At 71.1% G+C, this 18,994-nt stretch carries 22 protein-coding genes, 1 tRNA gene and 1 pseudogene; 7 read left to right on the top strand and 17 right to left on the bottom strand.

Translation table 11 applies throughout. From position 1 onward, the window contains the following. Nucleotide 1: 1 nt before the first annotated feature. Nucleotides 2-409: a response regulator gene (locus JTJ31_RS08570; RefSeq protein ID WP_207538204.1), complete on the bottom strand. Its 408-nt coding sequence runs from the start codon at nucleotides 407-409 to the stop codon at nucleotides 2-4. Between the two features lie 251 nt (nucleotides 410-660). On the opposite strand from JTJ31_RS08570, the gene JTJ31_RS08575 reads away from it, so the two are divergent. Then, the gene (locus tag JTJ31_RS08575) at nucleotides 661-1,896 is read left to right on the top strand and encodes an MFS transporter (protein ID WP_207538205.1); all 1,236 of its coding nucleotides are present in this window, start codon (nucleotides 661-663) and stop codon (nucleotides 1,894-1,896) included. A gap of 7 nt (nucleotides 1,897-1,903) precedes the next feature. Here the strand turns inward: JTJ31_RS08575 and JTJ31_RS08580 are convergent, their stop codons facing one another. Genes JTJ31_RS08580 through nrdR form a run of 8 tightly spaced genes read right to left on the bottom strand, consistent with a single transcriptional unit; the run spans nucleotide 1,904 to nucleotide 8,272 of the window. After that, complete coding sequence (locus JTJ31_RS08580) at nucleotides 1,904-3,094, bottom strand: MFS transporter (RefSeq protein WP_207538206.1); 1,191 nt, start codon at nucleotides 3,092-3,094, stop codon at nucleotides 1,904-1,906. Beyond that, nucleotides 3,091-4,020 carry a thiamine-phosphate kinase gene (gene thiL, locus JTJ31_RS08585; RefSeq protein ID WP_207538207.1) on the bottom strand — a complete coding sequence of 310 codons (930 nt, stop codon included), beginning with the start codon at nucleotides 4,018-4,020 and terminating at the stop codon, nucleotides 3,091-3,093. Before thiL ends, JTJ31_RS08580 begins: the two co-directional genes overlap by 4 nt. Before the next feature lies 1 nt (nucleotide 4,021). After that, entirely contained in the window at nucleotides 4,022-4,510 is a 489-nt protein-coding gene (gene nusB / locus JTJ31_RS08590) for a transcription antitermination factor NusB (protein ID WP_207538208.1), read from the bottom strand. Further along, entirely contained in the window at nucleotides 4,507-4,983 is a 477-nt protein-coding gene (gene ribH / locus JTJ31_RS08595) for a 6,7-dimethyl-8-ribityllumazine synthase (protein ID WP_207538209.1), read from the bottom strand. The genes nusB and ribH overlap by 4 nt, the downstream gene beginning before the upstream one ends. After that, nucleotides 4,980-6,107, bottom strand: coding sequence for a 3,4-dihydroxy-2-butanone-4-phosphate synthase (ribB, locus tag JTJ31_RS08600; RefSeq protein WP_207538210.1), 1,128 nt, complete (start codon nucleotides 6,105-6,107; stop codon nucleotides 4,980-4,982). The genes ribH and ribB overlap by 4 nt, the downstream gene beginning before the upstream one ends. After that, nucleotides 6,104-6,706 (bottom strand): riboflavin synthase, encoded by a 603-nt coding sequence (locus tag JTJ31_RS08605; protein ID WP_207538211.1) that lies wholly within the window; start codon nucleotides 6,704-6,706, stop codon nucleotides 6,104-6,106. The genes ribB and JTJ31_RS08605 overlap by 4 nt, the downstream gene beginning before the upstream one ends. 5 nt (nucleotides 6,707-6,711) lie before the next feature. After that, the gene (gene ribD, locus JTJ31_RS08610; protein WP_457852406.1) at nucleotides 6,712-7,809 is read right to left on the bottom strand and encodes a bifunctional diaminohydroxyphosphoribosylaminopyrimidine deaminase/5-amino-6-(5-phosphoribosylamino)uracil reductase RibD; all 1,098 of its coding nucleotides are present in this window, start codon (nucleotides 7,807-7,809) and stop codon (nucleotides 6,712-6,714) included. A 10-nt stretch (nucleotides 7,810-7,819) separates the two neighbouring features. Then, nucleotides 7,820-8,272, bottom strand: coding sequence for a transcriptional regulator NrdR (nrdR, locus tag JTJ31_RS08615; protein WP_207538212.1), 453 nt, complete (start codon nucleotides 8,270-8,272; stop codon nucleotides 7,820-7,822). A gap of 144 nt (nucleotides 8,273-8,416) precedes the next feature. On the opposite strand from nrdR, the gene JTJ31_RS08620 reads away from it, so the two are divergent. Both JTJ31_RS08620 and trpF read left to right on the top strand, forming a co-directional pair. Continuing rightward, on the top strand, nucleotides 8,417-8,710 hold the full coding sequence (locus JTJ31_RS08620) for a beta/alpha barrel domain-containing protein (protein ID WP_207538213.1): 294 nt from the start codon (nucleotides 8,417-8,419) through the stop codon (nucleotides 8,708-8,710). Between the two features lie 90 nt (nucleotides 8,711-8,800). Then, on the top strand, nucleotides 8,801-9,010 hold the full coding sequence (gene trpF / locus JTJ31_RS24590) for a phosphoribosylanthranilate isomerase (RefSeq protein ID WP_207538214.1): 210 nt from the start codon (nucleotides 8,801-8,803) through the stop codon (nucleotides 9,008-9,010). A gap of 10 nt (nucleotides 9,011-9,020) precedes the next feature. On the opposite strand, the gene glyA is transcribed toward trpF, so the two are convergent. The 7 genes from glyA to JTJ31_RS08660 all read right to left on the bottom strand — a co-directional run bounded on the left by glyA (nucleotide 9,021) and on the right by JTJ31_RS08660 (nucleotide 14,925). Next, nucleotides 9,021-10,319: a serine hydroxymethyltransferase gene (glyA, locus tag JTJ31_RS08630; RefSeq protein ID WP_207538215.1), complete on the bottom strand. Its 1,299-nt coding sequence runs from the start codon at nucleotides 10,317-10,319 to the stop codon at nucleotides 9,021-9,023. A gap of 11 nt (nucleotides 10,320-10,330) precedes the next feature. Continuing rightward, nucleotides 10,331-10,771: a ribose 5-phosphate isomerase B gene (gene rpiB, locus JTJ31_RS08635; RefSeq protein ID WP_207538216.1), complete on the bottom strand. Its 441-nt coding sequence runs from the start codon at nucleotides 10,769-10,771 to the stop codon at nucleotides 10,331-10,333. A 47-nt stretch (nucleotides 10,772-10,818) separates the two neighbouring features. Continuing rightward, nucleotides 10,819-11,622 (bottom strand): dienelactone hydrolase family protein, encoded by an 804-nt coding sequence (locus JTJ31_RS08640; protein WP_207538217.1) that lies wholly within the window; start codon nucleotides 11,620-11,622, stop codon nucleotides 10,819-10,821. Then, a complete protein-coding gene (locus JTJ31_RS08645; protein ID WP_207538218.1) occupies nucleotides 11,619-12,665 on the bottom strand; it encodes a methylated-DNA--[protein]-cysteine S-methyltransferase in 1,047 nt (348 codons plus the stop codon). The genes JTJ31_RS08640 and JTJ31_RS08645 overlap by 4 nt, the downstream gene beginning before the upstream one ends. A 54-nt stretch (nucleotides 12,666-12,719) precedes the next feature. Then, nucleotides 12,720-13,313 (bottom strand): tetratricopeptide repeat protein, encoded by a 594-nt coding sequence (locus tag JTJ31_RS08650; protein ID WP_207538219.1) that lies wholly within the window; start codon nucleotides 13,311-13,313, stop codon nucleotides 12,720-12,722. 63 nt (nucleotides 13,314-13,376) lie between these two features. After that, nucleotides 13,377-13,844, bottom strand: coding sequence for a deoxycytidylate deaminase (locus tag JTJ31_RS08655; RefSeq protein WP_207538220.1), 468 nt, complete (start codon nucleotides 13,842-13,844; stop codon nucleotides 13,377-13,379). A 91-nt stretch (nucleotides 13,845-13,935) separates the two neighbouring features. Further along, nucleotides 13,936-14,925 (bottom strand): Bug family tripartite tricarboxylate transporter substrate binding protein, encoded by a 990-nt coding sequence (locus tag JTJ31_RS08660; protein ID WP_207538221.1) that lies wholly within the window; start codon nucleotides 14,923-14,925, stop codon nucleotides 13,936-13,938. 96 nt (nucleotides 14,926-15,021) lie between these two features. Here JTJ31_RS08660 and JTJ31_RS25340 point away from each other — a divergent pair, with 96 nt between their 5' ends. From JTJ31_RS25340 to JTJ31_RS08680, 4 genes are all read left to right on the top strand, one after another. After that, nucleotides 15,022-15,399, top strand: coding sequence for an FAD-dependent oxidoreductase (locus tag JTJ31_RS25340; protein ID WP_207538222.1), 378 nt, complete (start codon nucleotides 15,022-15,024; stop codon nucleotides 15,397-15,399). 57 nt (nucleotides 15,400-15,456) lie between these two features. After that, nucleotides 15,457-16,854, top strand: a complete 1,398-nt coding sequence (locus JTJ31_RS08670; RefSeq protein ID WP_207538223.1) for an SEL1-like repeat protein — start codon at nucleotides 15,457-15,459, stop codon at nucleotides 16,852-16,854. Further along, on the top strand, nucleotides 16,851-18,149 hold the full coding sequence (locus JTJ31_RS08675; protein ID WP_207538224.1) for a glycosyltransferase: 1,299 nt from the start codon (nucleotides 16,851-16,853) through the stop codon (nucleotides 18,147-18,149). Before JTJ31_RS08670 ends, JTJ31_RS08675 begins: the two co-directional genes overlap by 4 nt. Then, a tRNA-Arg gene (locus JTJ31_RS08680) sits at nucleotides 18,127-18,203 on the top strand. The genes JTJ31_RS08675 and JTJ31_RS08680 overlap by 23 nt, the downstream gene beginning before the upstream one ends. Nucleotides 18,204-18,888: 685 nt before the next feature. Here JTJ31_RS08680 and JTJ31_RS08685 read toward each other — a convergent pair. Then, a pseudogene (locus JTJ31_RS08685) lies at nucleotides 18,889-18,994 on the bottom strand (IS5/IS1182 family transposase); the annotation flags it as partial.

Here is an 18,994-nt window from a genome sequence, read left to right on the forward strand (position 1 = left end):
CTCAGGCGTCGGCGAGCATCTTCCGCAACAGGGCGTACAGATCCTCGTCGAAGGTGGGCTTCGGCGCCGTGGGCCGGTCGCGATGATGCGTTTCGCGGACGCGGCGGTCGGAAGCGGTGATGAAGCCGAAGGGAATGCCTTGCGCCTCCAGCGCATCGGCGATCGGGACGGAGTTGCGCCCTTCGCCGAGGTTGAAGTCGAGCAGCGCGGCATCGGGGACGCGGCTGCTGATCGTGTCCAGCGCCATGGCCACGTTGCTCGCATGCGAGACCGTCGCCCCGAGATTGGTAAGCACCTGCTCCAGCCAGCAGGCGATCAGGAACTCGTCCTCGACAACAAGGAAGTGGCGCCCCTCCAGCCGGGGGTACCAATCCTCCAACGTCGCGCTGTCATCGCCCCTGTCTGTCATGCACCCCGTGCGCCCATCATGGCCGAGAGCAAACGCGGCGTCCAGCAGAAGCCGGCCCCCTCGCCACGTCGTCTCCACGATGCACCATTTTTCGGGACATGGTTGAAAAGTAAAGTGAGACCTGCGCGAACCTCCCCATAAATGTGAACGCTGCGCCCTGAAAGCCACATGCGGCATTCCCCGTAATCCCACCGCATCCTGTTGCGTTGGGGACGGAGACATCTTCCCCCACATCAACAGGAGCCTTCCGCATGAGGGCATTGCTGTCCCCGATCTCCGCGTTGCTGCTTTCCGTCGCGATCCTCATCATGGGCAATGGGCTGCAATCCACCTTGCTGCCCGTGCGTGCCAGCTTCGAGGAATTCGACCCGACGGAGATCGGTCTGCAAGGCTCCTCCTACTTCCTCGGCTTCGTCGTGGGCTGCATCCTCGGCGGGCGGATGATCCAGCGCGTGGGCCATATCCGCACCTTCGCCGCGCTGGCCTCCGTCGCCTCCACCGTGGTGCTGATCCACGCGATGGTGGTCGAGCCCTTCACCTGGGCCGTGCTGCGCGCCATCACCGGCTTCTGCTTTGCCGGGCTCTACCTCGTCATCGAAAGCTGGCTGAACGAGCGCGCGGGCAACGAGAACCGGGGCATGGTCATGGGCGTCTACACCATGATCAACCTGGGCGTGATCGTGATCGGGCAGATGATGCTGACCCTCTCCGATCCGTCTCGCTTTCCGCTCTTCGCGCTGGCTTCCATCCTGGTGTCGCTGGCGGCGGTGCCGGTGGCGCTCACCGGCGCGGCGCCGCCCGCGCCGCTGGCCGAGGCAAGGCTGCGGCCGTTGAAGCTCTACCGCATCTCGCCGGTGGGGGTGGTGGGGGCGATGATGGCCGGCGTCGCCTCCGGTGCCTTCTGGGCGCTCGGCCCGGCCTATGTGGTCGCGATGGGCGCCGACACGCGGCAGGTGGCGATCTTCATGTCCATCGCCGTGCTGGGCGGCGCGCTGATCCAGTGGCCCATCGGCCGTCTGTCCGACCGGCTGGACCGCCGCATCGTGGTGATCGGCGCCTGCCTTGTGGGTGCGGCGTCGGGGGTCGGCCTCGTCATGGGAGTGGACGAGACGGGTCTGCCCATGGCCCTGCTGGCGGCGCTGTTCGGCGCGGCGGCGTTTCCGCTCTACGCCATCTGCGCTGCCCATGCCTTCGACCACACGGCGCCGTCGGATTTCGTGGAAGCCTCCTCCGGCCTCCTGCTGGCGAACGGGCTGGGGGCGGTGGCGGGGCCGCTGCTGGCCTCCGTCCTGATGCGCATATCCGGACCGTCAGGGCTGTTCATGGCGACGGCGGTGGCGCACCTCCTACTCGCAGGCTTCGTCGCTTGGCGCATCACCCGCCGCGCCGCCATGCCGAAGGAGCTTCGGCCGGATTTCGACCTGGCGGGCACGGCGCCGACCATGGTCGCGCCGCAGGAGGAAGCGGCGCCGGCCGCGGCGCGCTGAGTTCCCGTCAGGCGGCGGCTGGCGCCGGGCGGGCGCGGGCCGTCTGCCAGGCGATCAGCGCCACCGCGCCAAGCAGGGTGGGCAGGAGGAGGAGGTTCAGCGCCTCCCAGCCCAGCCGGGCATGGATGAAGCCGGAGAGAAAGGCAGTGCCGGCCACCGTGCCGAAGATCAGGAAATCATTCGCCGCCTGGGCCTTCACCCGCTCCTCCGGCCGGTGCGCCGTGCCCAGCAGGTTGGTGGCGCCCACGAACATGAAGTTCCAACCGATGCCGAGCAGGGCGAGGCCGGTGGCGAAATGCCAGAATTCCTTGCCCGCCACCGCGACCAGCACGGAAGCGGCGATCAGCGCCGCGCCGGCGACGATGATCCGCCGCACGCCGAAGCGCGTGATCAGGTGGCCGGTGAAGAAGCCAGGGGCGAACATGGACACGGCATGGAACTGGATCACCGTGGCGGAGGAGGCGACACCGAAGCCGCACAGCATCATCTCCAGTGGCGTCGCCGTCATGGCGAGGTTCATGGCGCCATAGGAGACCATGCCGGCGGCCGCGGCGTAGATGAATTGCGGTCGGCGCATGATCTCCAGCAGCGGGGTGTGCGCAGCGCCGCGCGCCGGCAGGGGCGGCAGGCGCAGCCCGGTCAGCAGCAGCAGGCACATCACCGGCAGCACGGCGAGGACGAGATAGGTGCCCAGGAACAGAGTCGGCGCGAAGGCGGCATGCGTGTGCTTCACGATCTCCGGCCCGAAGATCGCGGAGAGCACAGGGCCTGCCATGACGAGCGCGATGGCGCGCGGGCGGTATTCGGGCGTCGCCGCCTCGGCGGCCGCGAAGCGGTAATGCTGGCCGATGCCGATGCCCAGCCCGGCAAAGACCGCGCCCGAGCAGTAGGTGACGAAATCCCCCATCGCCACGCCTGCGGCAAAGGTAAGCGACCCCGCGAGGGACAGCACCGCGCCCAGCAGGAAGCCGGCACGCCGCCCCCAGCGCGCGAAGATCATCGAGGCGGGGATGGAGGCCGCCATCACCGCGGTCATCTGCACCGCCATGGGCAGGGTCGCGAGCGACTTGTCGGCGGAAAGCGAGTGCCCGATCAGCGCCGCCATGGAGACCTGACCGACCAGCGTCGTGTTCAGCAGCGCCTGGCAGAAGAAGAGGCGCCAGACGGTGCGGCGCATGCCGCGTTCCTCGGGGGTCATTCGACGTGGCTCCAGCCCAGGCGGCGCGGGGTGATGTCCCTTCCGGCCGCGTCGCGCAACGTCACACGCGGCGCACCTTCCGTGAAGCGGCCGATCCGTGTCAGGCCCAGAGCGGCGCAGCGCTCGGCATCCTCTGGCGCGGCAGCCAGCAGCAGCTCGTAATCGTCGCCGCCCGTCGCCAGCGCGGCGATGTCGGCCATGGCGTCGGAGACGGGGATGCGCGAAGCCTCCACCTCCGCCATGCAGCCGCCCAGGCGGCAGAGATGCGACAGATCCTGCAGGAGCCCATCCGAGACATCGAGCATGGCGCGCGCCACGCCGCGCAGCCCCAACCCGGTTTCGAGGCGTGGCTCGGGCAGGCGGTAGCGCCGCGCCAGCGCCCCATCCGGATCGGGCCATTCGCCGCGCGCCGCCCGCAGCCCGAGCCAGCCATCGCCGATCCGCCCCGAGACCCAGACCTCGTCCCCCGGCCGCGCGCCCACGCGGCGGATGGCCTGCCCAGAAGGCACGGTGCCGAGGATGGTGAGAGAGAGCGAAAGCGGTCCGGGCGTGGAGACGGTGTCGCCACCCAGCACGCGCAGCCCGAACAGCGCCTGGTCCTGCGCCAGACCGGCGGCGAAGCCCTCCAGCCAGGCATCACCGATGCCGCGCGACAGGGCGATGGTCATCAGGTAGCCCAGCGGTTCCGCCCCCATGGCGGCGAGGTCGCTGAGATTCACCCGCAGCAGCTTGCGGCCGATCGTGTCGGGCGGGTCATCGGGCAGGAAATGCACGCCCGCCACCATGGCGTCGGCGGCCAGCACCAGCTCCTGCCCAGGGGGTGGCGCGATCAGCGCCGCGTCGTCCAGCAGCCCTAGCCCGCCCGGCGCGGCCAGCGGCGCGAAATGCCGCGCGATCAGGCCGAATTCCGGCGGTGCGCCGGACATTTCAGAAATCGCCGGGCCGGAGGCTCCGTGCCATGGCGTCCAGCACGCCGTTGCAGAAGCGCGGCTCCTCGCCCCCGAAGAAGCCGTGGGCGATGTCCATGTATTCCTTGATGACGACGCGGGCCGGCGGGCCCTCGCGGTCGCGCAGCTCCGCCCCGGCGGCACGCAGCAGCGCGCGGATCACCGGGTCGAGGCGCGGCATCCCCCAGCCGGCGGCGAGGTGCTTGGCGATCAGCGTGTCCAGCGCGTCGCTCTCCGTCGCGGCGGAACGGAGGATGCGGACGAAGAGCGAGGCATCCGCCTCCTCCACCCGCCCATCTTCGAATCCCTCCTGGCCGGGAACGGTGCCCAGGCGGTGGCGCAGGAACTGGTCCAGCACCGTCTCGACGCTCTCGCCCGAGGCCTCGGCATTGAACAGGGCCTGCACGGCGGCGACGCGCGCGCCGGTGCGCTTGCGGCCCTTGGCGGGATCGCGCGGATGCGCCTTCACGCCACGCCCCACTGGCGGCGCAGCGCCACCTGCATCAGGCAGGCGGCCGCCGCCTCCGCGCCCTTGTTGTGCCGGTCATCGCGGGAGCGCGCCTCGGCCTGGGCCAGGGTGTGCACGGTCAGCAGGCCGAACCCCACGGCCGCGCCCGTCTCGGCGGTGATGGCCATGACGCCGGAGCAGGCCTCGCGGCAGATATGGTCGTAGTGGTCGGTCTCGCCGCGCACCACGCAGCCGAGCAGCACGTATCCGTCATAGCGCTGCGTCAGGGCGAGGCGCAGCGCCGCCGGCAGTTCGAAGGCGCCGGCCACGTCCACCGTGTCGAGCGTGCCGCCTGTCTCGCCGACCACGCGCTGAACGCCACGCGCCATGCCCTCCACCACCTCGGCATAGTAGGGGGCCTGGATCAGCAGGATGCGTGGGGGCGCGCCCTCCAGCTTCGGGAGGGCGCGTTCGGGCGCGTCGGCGGTGCTCATGCGCGGCGTTCTTGCGCCAAGGGCCGGGTTTCCACAACCCGCAGACCCCACCCGTCCAGCCCGACCAGGGGGCGGGGGTTGTTGGTCAGGCGGATCAGGTCGCGCACGCCCAGATCGGCCAGGATCTGCGCGCCGATGCCGTAGTCGCGCAGCAGCGGCGTGGCGTTGCGGTCGCGGGTCTGGCGCAGCTGGGTGGACATGCCGTCGGGCCGCCAGTCGCGCAACAGCACCACGACGCCGCGCCCCTCCGCCGCGATGGCCTCCATCGCCGCATGCAGCTCCCGCGTGCCGCGCCCGGCGACGAGGTCGTTGATGAGGTTCGCGGCATGCATGCGCGTCAGCACCGGCTCGGTCCCGGCGAGGTCGCCCTTCACCAGCGCCACGTGCTCGCCCGGCTCGATGGCGCTGCTATAGGCGATGACGCGCCAGTCACCGCCCACTGCGTGGTGGACCTCCGCCTCCTCCACGCGCCGCACCAGCTTCTCGGTGCGGCGGCGATAGGCGATCAGGTCGGCGATGGTGCCAAGCTTCAGCCCATGGTGCTGCGCGAAGGCGACGAGGTCGGTCAGGCGGGCCATGGAGCCGTCTTCGTTCATGATCTCGCAGATCACGCCCGCGGGATTCAGCCCGGCGAGGCGCGCGAAATCCACCGCCGCCTCCGTGTGCCCGGCGCGCACCAGCGTGCCGCCCTCGCGCGCCACCAGCGGGAAGACATGGCCGGGGGTGACGATGTGCTCGCGATCCAGCTCAGGGTTGATGGCGACCGCGACGGTGCGGGCACGGTCGGCGGCGCTGATGCCGGTGGAGACGCCGTCCCGCGCCTCGATGGAGACGGTGAAGGCGGTCTGGTGTCGCGTGCCGTTGCTCTGTGCCATCAGCGGCAAGCCCAGCTGCTCGACGCGATGGCGCGTCATGGCGAGGCAGATCAGCCCACGCGCGAAGCGGGCCATGAAGTTGATCGCATCCGGCGTGGCGAATTGCGCGGGGATAACGAGGTCGCCCTCATTCTCCCGGTCCTCGTCGTCCACGAGGATGAACATGCGGCCGCGCCGCGCCTCCTCCAGCAATTCCTCCGTGGGGGAGATGAAGTCGTGCAGGGAGGTGATGCGGGTCTCAGTGGTCACGCGCGGAACTCCAGGAGGCGGCTGACGTAGCGCGCCAGCGTGTCGGTCTCGACATTCACACGGTCGCCGGGCTGCAGCGTCCCGAAGGAGGTCACGGCGGCGGTGTGGGGGATGATGTTGACCCCGAACTCGCACCCGTCAACCTCGTTCACGGTCAGCGACACCCCGTCCAGCGCGACGCTGCCCTTGGGCGCGATGTGGCGCGCCAGCGCCTCCGGCACCCGGAAGCGCCATCGGACGGAGGCATTCTCCGGCGTGGCGGACACGACTTCCCCCACCCCGTCCACGTGGCCGGAAACCAGGTGCCCGCCCAGCTCGTCGCCCAGGCGCAGCGAGCGTTCGAGGTTGATGCGCCGCCCCTCCCGCCAGGAGCCCATGGTGGTGCGGCTCAGCGTCTCGGCGGAGGCGTCCACGCTGAAGCTGTCGGCGTTCAGCTCCACCGCCGTCAGGCAGATGCCTGAGCATGCGATGGAGCAGCCCAGCTCCGCGCCCTTCAGGAATTCCGGCGCGACGCCGATGACGAGGCGCATATCCTGCCCCGCGCCGATGGGCTGCACCTCGCGCAGCGTGCCGAGCCCCGTGACGATCCCGGTGAACATTCCCGTTACTCCCTCTCGAACTCGGTCAGCACGTCATGGCCCACGGTCAGGCTCCGCAGGCGGCGGAAGCGCGGCACCTGCGACAGCCGGGCGAGGCCGAGCGGCCCCACGGCCGGAAGCCCCTCCGCCCCCATCGCGCCCGGCGCGTGGAACCAGGCGATGCGGTCCACCAGCCCCGCGCGCAGCAGGGCGGCGGCGAGGCCAGCCCCGCCTTCCACCAGCAGCCGCGTCACGCCACGCGCCGCCAGCGCCGCCAGCATGGGGCGCGGCAGCAGCCCACCGCCCGGTGCGCGGCGGATCGTGGCGACGTCCACCCCCGCCTCGATGAAGGGAGCCAGGGCGCTCGGGCGGTGTCCCACCCCGGTGAGCAGCCATGTGGGGATATCGCGTGCCGTGCGCACCACCCGCGCGGCCAGCGGCGTGCGGAGACGGGCATCGGCCACGACCCGCAGCATGGGAACGCGCTCCATGCCCGGGATGCGGCAGGTCAGGTCGGGGTCATCGGCTAGCACCGTGCCGGAGCCGACCAGGATGGCGTCGTGACGGGCGCGCATGGCATGGACGGCGCGGCGTGACTCCGGCCCCGTGATCCAGCGGCTTTCCCCGGTTTCCGTGGCGATGCGCCCATCCAGCGTGGAGGCGAGCTTCAGCGTCACCAGCGGCAGCCCTTCGCCGATGCGGCTGAGGAAGCCGCGCTGCATGGCGCGCGCCTCCGCCTCGCACAGTCCTTCCTCCACCACGATGCCGGCATCGCGCAGGCGATTGAGGCCGCGCCCGTCCACGCGCGGGTCGGGGTCGCGCATCGCCACCAGCACCCGCGCCACGCCGGCGGCGATCAGGGCGTCGCAGCAGGGCGGCGTGCGGCCGTGGTGGGAGCAGGGTTCGAGCGTGACATAGGCGGTGGCGCCCCGTGCCAGCGGGCCGGCGCGGCGCAGCGCCTCCGTCTCGGCATGGGGGCGGCCGCCGGGCTGGGTCCAGCCGCGTCCGACCACGCGCCCCTCCTGCACCAGCACGCAGCCCACGGCCGGGTTCGGCCACGCATTGCCGAGTCCGCGCCGTGCCAGCAGCAGAGCGGCACGCATATGCGCCCCGTCCGCGCTCACGGGACGGGACTCACGGCGCCTCGAGGTCGCCGAGGAAGGCCTGGAAGTCCTTAGCCTCGTTGAAGTTGCGGTACACCGAGGCGAAGCGGACATAGGCGACCTGGTCCACCTCGCGCAGCGCCTCCATCACCATCTCGCCGATGCGGCGGGACGGGATCTCGGCCTCCGCCTCCATCTCCATGCGGCGCTGGATGGCGTTGACGATGCGCTCGATCCGCTCCTCCTCCACCGGGCGCTTGCGGCAGGCGATGCGGATGGATTTCAGCAGCTTGTCGCGGTCGAAGGGCACGCGGCGCCCATCGGACTTCAGCACCGTCAGGTCGCGAAGCTGCACCCGCTCGAAGGTGGTGAAGCGGTTGCCGCAGGCGGCGCAGAAGCGCCGGCGCCGGATCGCCGAGGCGTCGTCCGACGGCCGGGAGTCCTTCACCTGGGTGTCTTCATGTCCGCAGTAGGGGCAACGCATTGCGTCCTCGTCTTCCCACGCCCGGCTGCTGCTGCGCGGTCGCCTTCATCTAGGGTCCCGGCCGGCGGTTTGGCTAGACCGAGCGCCTGATCCGGAAGCAAGGGGCTTCATTGACCGGGCGGAATTCTTGCTGCGGAGTGCGTCATGCGCAGCCGGGTCAAGGTCTGCTGCATCGCCTCGCCCGAGGAGGCCTCGCTGGCGGTCCCCAATGGCGCCGATGCGCTGGGCTTGGTGGGGGCCATACCCTCCGGGCCCGGGGTGGTGGACGATGCGATCATCGCCCGCCATGTCGCCGGGATGGGCACGACCGCGGTGCAGATCGTCTCCCACATCCCGCCCGCCGAGTCCGCACGCCTCGCGGCGCTGCTGCCGGTCACCCGTCGTGTGCAGGTCATCCATGTCGAGGACGGAGCCGCGCTGGACCTCATCGAGGCCTAAGCGCCGCATGTGCATGCCTTCCTGCTGGATTCCGGCCGAGCCTGGCGGTGCCGGAACTGGGCGGGACGGGACGCGTGCATGAACTAGGAGGTGAGCGCCGCCTTCGTCCGGCGCAGCCCGCGCCCGGTCTTCCTGGCGGGCGGACTCACGCCGGGAAACGTGGCGCAGGCGATCCAGATGGTCCGGCCCTATGGGCTCGATCTCTGCTCCGCCCTGCGGCCCGAGGGACACCTCGATACCGGGCGGCTCAGGGCCTTCATGGCGGCCGTGCGCGCGGCGGACGCCGCGCGCAGCGAATAGAAGCCTCGCCTCAGTAGATCGGGAACTTGGCGCAGAGCGCCTTCACCTCTTCCGCCACCGCCTGCTCGACGGCGCTGTTCGCCTCCGGCGCATTGGCGGAAGCCAGCCCGTCCAGCACGCGGCCGATCATGCGGCCCACCTGGCGGAACTCCGCCTCGGTGAATCCGCGCGTTGTGGCGGCCGGCGTGCCGAGGCGGATGCCGGAGGTGACCATCGGCTTCTCGGGGTCGAAGGGAATGGCGTTCTTGTTGCAGGTGAGGTGGGCGCGGCCCAGCGCCGCTTCTGCCGCCTTGCCGGTCAGCTTCTTGGGGCGCAGATCCACCAGCATCAGGTGGCTGTCCGTGCCGCCCGACACGATGGCGAGGCCCTGGTCCACCAGCTCCGCCGCCAGGGCGCGGGCATTGGCCACCACCTGCTTCGCATAGGCGCGGAACTCGGGGCGCAGCGCCTCGCCGAAGGCCACGGCCTTAGCGGCGATGACATGCATCAGCGGCCCGCCCTGCAGGCCGGGGAACATGGCCGAGTTGATCTTCTTCGCGATCGCCTCGTCATTGGTGAGTATCATGCCGCCGCGCGGGCCGCGCAGCGTCTTGTGCGTCGTGGTGGTGGTGACGTGCGCGTGCGGCACGGGCGAGGGGTAGGCGCCCGCCGCGATCAGCCCGGCGTAATGCGCCATGTCCACCATCAGAATCGCGCCCACCTCGTCCGCGATGGCGCGGAACCGGGCGAAGTCGATCTCGCGCGAATAGGCGGAGCCGCCGGCGATGATGAGCTTCGGCTTGTGCTCGCGCGCCAGCCGCTCCATCGCCTCGTAGTCGAGCAGACCGTCCTCTTCCCGCACGCCGTAGGGGATCGGCTTGAACCACTTGCCCGAGAAGTTCACCGGCGCGCCATGGGTCAGGTGCCCGCCCGCGGCGAGGTCCATCGCCAGGAAGGAATCGCCCGGCTGCAGCAGGGCGAAGAACACCGCCAGGTTGGCGCTTGCACCGGAATGGGGCTGTACGTTGGCGAAGGAAGCGCCGAAGAGCTGCTTCGCGCGCTCGATCGCCAGCGTCTCCGCCACGTCCACGAACTCGCAGCCGCCATAGTAGCGGCGGCCCGGATAGCCTTCCGCATACTTGTTGGTCAGCACCGAGCCCTGCGCCTCCAGCACTGCGCGGGAGACGATGTTCTCCGAGGCGATCAGCTCGATCCCATCCTGCTGGCGCACCAGCTCCTTCTGGATGGCGGCGTTCAGCTCCGGATCGGCCTCGGCGACGCCCGCCTGGAAGAAGCGCGCGGGGAGGAAGCGGGCGGTGCTCTCGTTCATGGCGGGGCCTTTCAGGCGAGGGCGGTGGGGGAAAGCTTGTCCAGGCGGCGCTGGTGGCGCCCGCCCTCGAATTCGGTGCCGAGGAAGGCGCGCAGCGAGTCCATCGCCACCTCGGCCCCCGTGGTGCGAGCGCCGAAGCAGGCGACGTTGCTGTCGTTGTGCGCGCGGGTCAGCCGCGCCTCCGTCGTGTTGTGCAGCACCACGGCGCGGATGGCGGGGTTGCGGTTGGCCGCGATGCTCATGCCGATGCCGCTGCCGCAGACCAGCACGCCGAAGCGCGCCTCGCCCGCGGCGACCTTGGCGGAAACCACGTGCGCGAAGTCCGGATAGTCGCAGCTTTCCTCGCCATGCGTGCCGGCATCCAGCAGCGTGTGCCCCTCCGCCTCCAGGGCGGCGAGGAGGCTGCGCTTTAGCGACAGCCCGGCATGGTCGGAACCGATGGCGATGATCATGGTGGGCGTCTAGCACGCCCCCATGCGCCGCAGCATCCCCGTAGGACTCATGGGAGGGCTGCCAGGAACTCCATGACCCGGCGCCGCGCCTCGCCCCGCGCTGCCCCGTCGGGGCCGAGGGACACGGTGCGTCCATCCGGCAAGCTGCGGCGCCGCAGCCCGCCCGACAGCCCGTCGAAGCCGTGATGGGCGCCGGAGAACGTGGCAGCGACGACGCGCCCAGGGGCACGGGCAGCCCAGCCCTCGCAGGGGGCAGCGGGCGTCCAATCGTCGGAACCGCCGAGCAGGAGCAGCATCGGCACGGCCCCGCTCGGCGCTGGGGCGCCCAGGCAGCCGGGGTAGAGGGCCACCGCGCCGGAAAGCGCGCCTGGCGGGGCGGCGGCCCAGGCGGCAAGGGTGGTGGAGCCGCCATGCGACCAGCCGAGCAGAACCGGGCGGCCCCATCCCTGCGCCGTGGCCCAGGCCGCCACCGCCAGCGCGTCGTCGCGCCGGACGCTGAAGGGGCCGGCAGGGAAGGGGCGCTGGCCGCAGGCTTCGCCCAGCCCGCGCGAGCCGAAGCTGTCGGGGAAGATGACCGGGTGCCCCGCGGCGACCAAGCGCGCCGTCCAGTCCCGCTCCCGCGCCCCCAGCCGGATGGGCGAGCCTCCGCCGCCGATGCCGGAACAGCCATGCAGCGCCACCACTGCCGGGCCGCGCGGCGTCTCCGGCGTCAGCACCAGGGCGCGCAGGGCGACGCCGCCGGGGCCGGGCAGGGTGACCTCGCGCGCCGAGGCAGGGAGGGGTGGCGCGGCCTCGTCCGGGGTGGCGCAGCCGAGAAGCAGCAGGAACAGGAGCGGCAGCGCCCGGATCATGATTCCCCTTGCAGGAGGCGGCGCTTGTTCTCCACCCCCCAGCGATACCCGGTCAGGGCGCCATTCGACCCGACCACGCGGTGGCAGGGAACGGCCAGCCCCACCGGGTTGCGGGCGCAGGCCGAGGCCACGGCCCGCACGGCACGCGGCATGCCGAGGCTGGCGGCCAGGGCGCCGTAGGTGGTGGGGCGGCCGGGCGGGATCTCGCGCAGCGCCTCCCATACCCGGCGCTGAAAGGCGGTGCCGCGCAGGTCGAGCGGCAGATCCAGGGCGCGGGACGGTTCGTGCAGCTTGGCCGCCACGACGGCGACCGTCTCGGCCAGGGCCGGGTCCTCCTCCAGCGTCGCGTGGGGGAAGCGGCGGCGCAGATCGGCTTCCAGCGCCAGAAAGGGCTCGCCGAAGCCGATGAAGCAAACGCCGCGCGCGGTGGCCCCAACCAGGAGCGGCCCCATGGCGCTTTCCGCGCGGCCGATCCCGATGCGCTCCCCGGCGCCGCCGCGCCGCGCCGTACCCGGCGTCATGCCCAGGGGCGGGCGCTCATAGACGCGGCTCTCGCTGCCGAAGCCGGCTCCGGCCACCGCATCCGCCACGCGCTCGCCCTGGCCGAGCGCGGTGCCGAGGCGCCGGGCGCGCACCGCCTCGGCATAGGCGCGGGGCGTGACGCCCGTGACGTCCCGGAACAGGCGCAGGAAATGGTGCCGCCCGAACCCGGCGCGCTGCGCCAGCTCGGCAAGGCTCGGCGGGGTTTCCGCCGCCTCGATCATCCGGGCCGCCTCCGCCACCGCCGCGCGGTGCAGCGCCGCGCGCTCACCCAGCGGGTCACAGCGGCGGCAGGGGCGGAACCCCGCCGCCGAGGCCTCCGTGGCATCGGCGAAGAAGCGTGTGTTGCGGCGCAACGGCGCGCGGGAGGGGCAGCCGGGCAGGCAGAACACCCCCTGCGTCACCACGCCATACAGGAAGGGTCCGCAATCCGGCTGAGGGTTGCGCGCCACCACCGCGAGGAAGCGGCGCGCGTCGAGGGGGAGGGGGGCATCGTCGGGCATGGGGCGATTATCCGCCCGGCGCTGTGCGCGGCGCCATCCGGGCGTTGCGGCGCTTCACATCCGTTCCCCTTCCGCCTGCCGCCGCAATTCGCGCAGCCGTTCCGCCCCGCCGGGCAGGCGGGGATGGATCTCCAGCGCCGCTTCCTGGCTGCGGAGCGCCCCGGCAGCGTCGCCCGCCGTCTCCTGGAGGCGCGAGAGGGAAAGCAGGGCGGCGAAGTGACGCGGCTCTAGCCGCAGCGCCTCGCGCAGATCGGCCGCGGCGGCGCGGTTGTCACCCGCACGGGCATGGGCCTGGGCGCGCCAGTGCCAGGCATCGGCCAGGTTGGGGGAGAGGATGATGGCGGCGTCGAAATCCTCCAGCGCCTCCTCTGTCTGACTGGCGCGGAGGTTGCGGATGCCGCGGTTGAGCAGGAGCTGCACGGCGGGACTGGCCTGCCGCGCCCAGATCTGTCGGATCACCGCCTCTGCCATCTGGCCGCCCTCGGCATCGGGCGCGGCGCGCAGCGCCTCGAAGGCACGGTCCAGCTCGCGCGCGGCAGGAGGGGGCGCCTGGGCAGGGGCCGGGGCGGCGAGGAGAAGCAGCACCGGAAGAGAAAGGGCCAGGGCGCGCATCGCCGCATGGTCGGCCTGTGCAGGGTGCGCTGGCAAGGCCGGTTTCGAAGTCCGTCCCGAGCGTCGCCGCGGCCCGCGCCAGGAGGCGTCGGCCTGCCCCTACTCGGTGAGCGGTCGCTGGACCACCACCTCGCAGGCCCAGCGCCGATAGACCACGCCGCACTCGGCAAAGATGCGGCGGGCCGCTTCCTGGCTGTCGTGCCAGCTGGGCATTTCGGGCGAGGCTGCGTGCACCACCACCTCCTGGATGCCGCTCTGCACGATGCCGCGCGCACAGGGGGCGCAGCACGCGTGGGTGACGTAGAGCGTGCAGCCGAGGCAGGACACCCCGATCCGGGCGGCATTGAAGATGGCGTTGCGCTCGGCGCACTCGAAGATGCTCAGCTTGAGCGGCTTGACGTGGATCGCGGGATCGTCGTCGTTCATGCCGCGCGGCGGGCCGTTATAGCCCTTGGAGCGGATAGCGTGGTCACGGCCCACGATCACCGCCCCCACCTGACGCTTGCGGTCCTTGCTCTTGAGCGCCGCCAGGTGCGCCTCGTTGATGAAGTAACTGTCCCAGTCCATGCCAGGCTTGTGCCAGAGGCAAAGGCGGCCGCCTACTCGGTGGATGTCCGCACCGGGGACGGAGCTTCCGCCCCGGCCCCGTGGCGGATCCTCACCCCCGCCCCAGCCGCAGCCCCGTCTCGCGCACGATGCCCTGGAACTTCCGCAGCTCCGAGGCGACGAACTCGCGGGTGGAATCCGGGGTGGAGGGTTCGGCCGGGTCGATCCCGGCGCCGGCGAGGCGGCGGCGGAGATCGGGCTCGGCCATCGCCTCCATCGCGGCGCGGTTGATGCGGTCTGCCACCGCGTCCGGTATGCCGCGCGGTCCCTGGAGGACGTTCCAGGTGACGATGTCAAAGCCGGCGAAGCCCTGCTCCTGCAGGCTGGCCACGTCGGGCAGGAGCGAGTGCCGCCCCGGCGAGGTGACGGCCAGGGCGCGGGAGGAGCCGTCGCGCAGATGCGGCATGGCCGAGGCCAGCACTTCGACCGAGAAGTCGATCTCTGCCTTGCGCATCGCCTCCAGCACCGCCGAGCCACCGCGATACGGCACGTATTCGCCCCGGAACCCGGCGCGATGGGCAAAAAGCTCGCCGGTCAGGTGGCCGATGCCGCCGGAGCCGGAGGAGCCCCAGAGCAGCGGCGCCCGTGCCGCCTTCGCCGCCGCGACCAGCGCCGCGATGGAGCGGTGCGGCGAGGAGCCCGGCACCACGATGCACATCGGCCCGCCGCCGATCACCGCGAGATGAGTGAAATCCCCCAGCGCGTCGTAGCGCACCGTGTCGGGCAGCGCCGCCGGGTTGGTGCCGTGGGAGGAGGCCGAGGAGACGGTAAGGAGATGCCCGTCCGCCGGCTGCCGCGCCACGTATTCCGCGGCGAGCGAGCCGCCGGCGCCGGGCCGGTTCTCGATGATGATGCGCGCCTGCGGGCCCAGCCGCGGTGCCATGCGGTCCGCCAGCAGCCGCGCGCCGATATCCACCGAGCCCCCGGGCAGGAAGCCCACCACGATAGCGATCGGCCGGTCGGGCCATGCGGGCTGCGCCTGGGCGCGCGGCGCCGCGGCCAGCAGCGCCGGCAGGGCCAGAAGCGAGCGGCGTCGTGCCATGGACAGGAATCCCTCCGTTTCGTTGTCGACACCTTGGCGCGCCGGGGCGGAGCCTTCAACGGTGGCGCTCCGCGGCGCGGGTTCATAAGCTGGGGCATGGATTCGTCTTTGCGGCCCGTCCTGGTCATCGGCGCGGGCTTCACCGGCACGGCGCTGGCTGTGCAGCTTGCTCGTGCCGGGCAGGCGGTTGCGCTCTTCGAGCGAAGTGAGCCAGGTCCGGGCGTCGCCTATGGCACGCTCGACCCGCTGCACCTCCTGAACGTCACCGCGAAATCCATGTCCGTACTGCCAGACCAGTCGGAGCATTTCCTCGATTGGCTGCGCTCAGCCCGCCGAGGCGCTGGGGTCTCTCTTCCCCGAGTCGGGGCCTGCTTGGTCCGGCAACATGCGCGCTGTTCTGGGAGTCGACGGCGGTGCCCGAGCTTCGCACCCAGGCGGCGGTGGTGGCCGCTCACCTCGCGCAGACGGGCGTGACATCGTAAGGAGCCCAGCGATGATTGCCCTTCCTTCCCGCATGGGAGCACCGTGCCCATGGCGCTGAGCGGCCCGATGACCTGGTTCATCAACCTCGTCGGCGGCGGAGTCGAGGAGGCGCCGGCCGGTCCGGCGGCGCGCACCCCGCGCTCCCCCTCCGAGATCCGGCGCCTGTCCCGCGCCGCGTCGCGCGGCAACGCCACCGCGCAGCGTGAGCTGGGCGAGGCCTATCTGTCCGGCCTGGGCGTGCCGGAGAACTCGGCCGAGGCGGCGCGCTGGCTCAACCTGTCCGCGGCCCAGGGCGAGAACACAGCGCGGCTACTCCTGGCCATGATGCACTTGCGCGGCCAGGGCCATGGCGCGTCGGAGGAGTTGTTCGGCACCACCAAGGGCGAGCCCGATCCGGCGGAAGCGGTGCGGCTGGCGCTGGCGGCCGCGGAGGCAGGCGATGTCGCCGCCATGTCGCTCCTCGCATGGCTGGCGGCGACGGGACAGGGCATGGAGGCCGACCCCGCCCTGGCGGCACGCTGGTACGGCAAGGCGGCGGAGATGGGGCAACCCCAGGCCAAGCTCGGCCTCGGCCTCATGCGGCTCCACGCCACGGACGGCATCGAGGACAAGGAGCTGGCCTGCCGTCTGATCGCTGAGGCATCGGAGGCCGGGCTGCCCACGGCGCAATACGTGCACGGCACGCTCTATGAGGCGGCAGTGCCGCCGCTGCCCTTCGACGAGGCCAAGGCCTTCGAGCTGTATCGCCGCGCCGCCGATGCGGGGCTGCGCCCGGCCTGCGCGCGCTATGGCCTCGCCCTCATCAAGGGCTGGGGCACCCCGGCCAATCCGGTGGAGGGCGAGCGCTGGCTGCGCCGGGCTGCGTTGGCGGGCGATGCCGAGGCGGCGGCGCTGGTGGGCGACATGCAGATGAACCCGGCCGACGGTTCGCCCGCCAACCCGATCGAGGCGCTAAACTGGTACCGCATCGCCGCCGAGAACGGCCATGCCGTGGCGATGCGGGTGCTGGGCCTCATGTATCATCGTGGCACCGGCACGGCGCCCAGCCCGCAGGACGCGATGCACTGGCTGGACCGCGCGGCCGAGCGCGGCGATGCCGAGGCCGCCGCCTCGCTGATCCGCATCGCGGCGGGGTTCGGACCCGAATCCGCCGAGGTGCGGGGCGCGGCGGACCGGCTGGAGGCGCTGGCGGCGCGGGGCGACGTGCAATCCGCCTTCAACTACGCCGTCTGCCTCCGCAACGGCATCGGGCGCACGGCCGACCCCGCCGCCGCGTTGCCCTGGATGCGCCGTGTCGCGGAGGCGGGGCGTGCCGACGGGCAGTTCTGGCTTGGGCGCATGCTGCTGGAAACGGGCGGCGACGCCGCGGAAGCCTGGCAGCTCATCGCCGCCGCGGCCGGGCAGGGGCATGAGGAAGCGCGGCAGGCATTGGCGCAGCGCGCATGAAGCTCCTCTTCCTGCATCAGAATTTTCCTGGGCAGTACCTCCACATCCTTCGCCGCCACATCCGCGAAGGCGTGCATGACCTGCTGTTCCTGTCGCAGCCCAACTCCAACTCGCTCGCGGGCGTGCGGAAGATGGAATACCCGCTGATCCGCGCGCCGATGAAGCCGCCCGATCCGCTGGTGCATGATTTCGACCTGGCGATGCTGCGCGCGCAGTCGGTCGCGATACGGGCGCGCGAACTGGTGAAGCTGGGCTACGAGCCGGACGTGATCCTCGGCCATAATGGCTGGGGCGAGCTGCTGCTCCTGCGCGAGGTGTGGCCGCGCGTGCCCATCATTCCCTATTTTGAGTTCTACTATCACACGTCGGGGCTCGACGTGGATTTTGACCCCGAATTTCCCATGGATGCCGACAAGCGCAGCCAGGTCCGCATCCGCAACGCCACCAACCTGCTGGGGCTCGAGCTGGCGACGCTCGGCCAGGTGCCGACGCGGTTCCAGGGTTCCACCTATCCCGATTGGGCCCAGCCCAAGCTGCGCCACGTGCCCGAGGGCGTGGACCTCGAATTGTGCAGGCCCAACGCGGAGGCGGAGTTCGCGATCGGCGACCGGCGCTGGCGCAAGGGCAGCGGGCGGCGCCTCGTCACCTACGTGTCGCGCAACCTGGAGCCCTACCGGGGCACGCATATCGTCCTCCGCGCCCTGCCGCAGCTGCTGGCCGCCCGCCCCGACGTGGACGTGGTGCTGGTGGGAGGGCATGGCGTATCCTATGGCGCACCGGCACCGGGCGGCGGCAGCTGGAAGGACCGTTTCCTGGCGGAACTCGGCGCGCCGCTCGATCCGGAGCGCGTCTTCGTCCCCGGCAAGATTCCCTACGATTCCTTTCGCGCCATGCTGCAGGCGAGTAGCCTGCACCTCTACCTCACCTATCCCTTCGTCGCGTCCTGGTCGCTGCGGGAGGCGCTGGCTTCCGGCTGCACCATCCTGGGTTCCGATGTCGGGCCGGTGCAGGAATTCATCACCCATGGCGAGACGGGGATGCTGTTCCCCTTCCTCCGCCCCGACCTCCTCGCCGAAGCGGCGATCGACCTGCTGGCCGACCCAGCCCAGTCCGCCCGCCTGGGCATCCGGGCGCGCGAATGGGCGGAGGCGCACCTGACCCTGGACGAAACCCACCGGACCATGGACGCGGTGATGGAGGAAGCCATCGCCCTGGAAGGCGGCGACCGGCGGGGGTTCCCCGCACGGCGCCGATCCGCTAAGAGACGCGCGGGGACCCGTAGCTCAGCTGGATAGAGCGTTGCCCTCCGAAGGCAAAGGCCGATGGTTCGAATCCATTCGGGTCCGCCAGATTCCATATTTAAGCGCTTGATTTAGCTCGCCAATTTTCGAGGTTTTTCCTTGTGGCCCACAGAAGGGGCCACAAGAGAAGGCATTGATGGTCGCTCCATTTCGGCATGGCTCTTTTTGCCGGGTGGGTTCCCAATGCCAAGCAGTGACACGCTCAGCCTGCGCTTCGCGACGTTCCAAGGCGCGCTATCGCTATCCCGTCAGACACCCCCTCGGCGTGCGCTTTTCCAAGGCTCCAGCCGCTGCAAAATGCCATGAGCCGGTGCGACACCTCGAGTGGACGTCCGCGGTGGCGCTGCAAGTCATCCCAACATCCTGAACCTGGACGCCAGCCGGGCCGGTGAGGGGCCTGCTGTTTTCCAATCCAAGCCTGGAATGTCCAAACGCAAATCCTTCCGAAAGACATTGCCGCCGATTGGGCTGTTCCCGCCTGCCCAACGAGGCAGCGGCGCTGACCGCCGACGCGAGGGGCGCGTACATGGGCATCGGTCCCGACAACTGGAAAGGCCGGGAGCGGGAGGTTCCGCAGCGGCCACCGACTTGAGCGAGCGCATCGCCGCGATGCTATGACCGCGCCCCGCTTTTCAGCGGCACAGTAGCCTGCACCGCAAGGCAAGTTCTTGGACTACTTCTATCGGTCCTCTTCGATGTCATGCTCATGCTAAGAGTCTGTCCGCGAACATTTTCAAGGTTGGCAGAGCCTTCGCATCATAAGCCGAATGGATGCGAGGCGTAGGAAGGCGAGCGCGGTACGGCTGAGGTTCTCCCAGTCCTTGGCAAGGCGACGGCAT

Source organism: Sabulicella rubraurantiaca, assembly GCF_017355885.1.
In the GTDB taxonomy this organism is placed as follows: Bacteria; Pseudomonadota; Alphaproteobacteria; order Acetobacterales; family Acetobacteraceae; genus Roseococcus; species Roseococcus rubraurantiacus.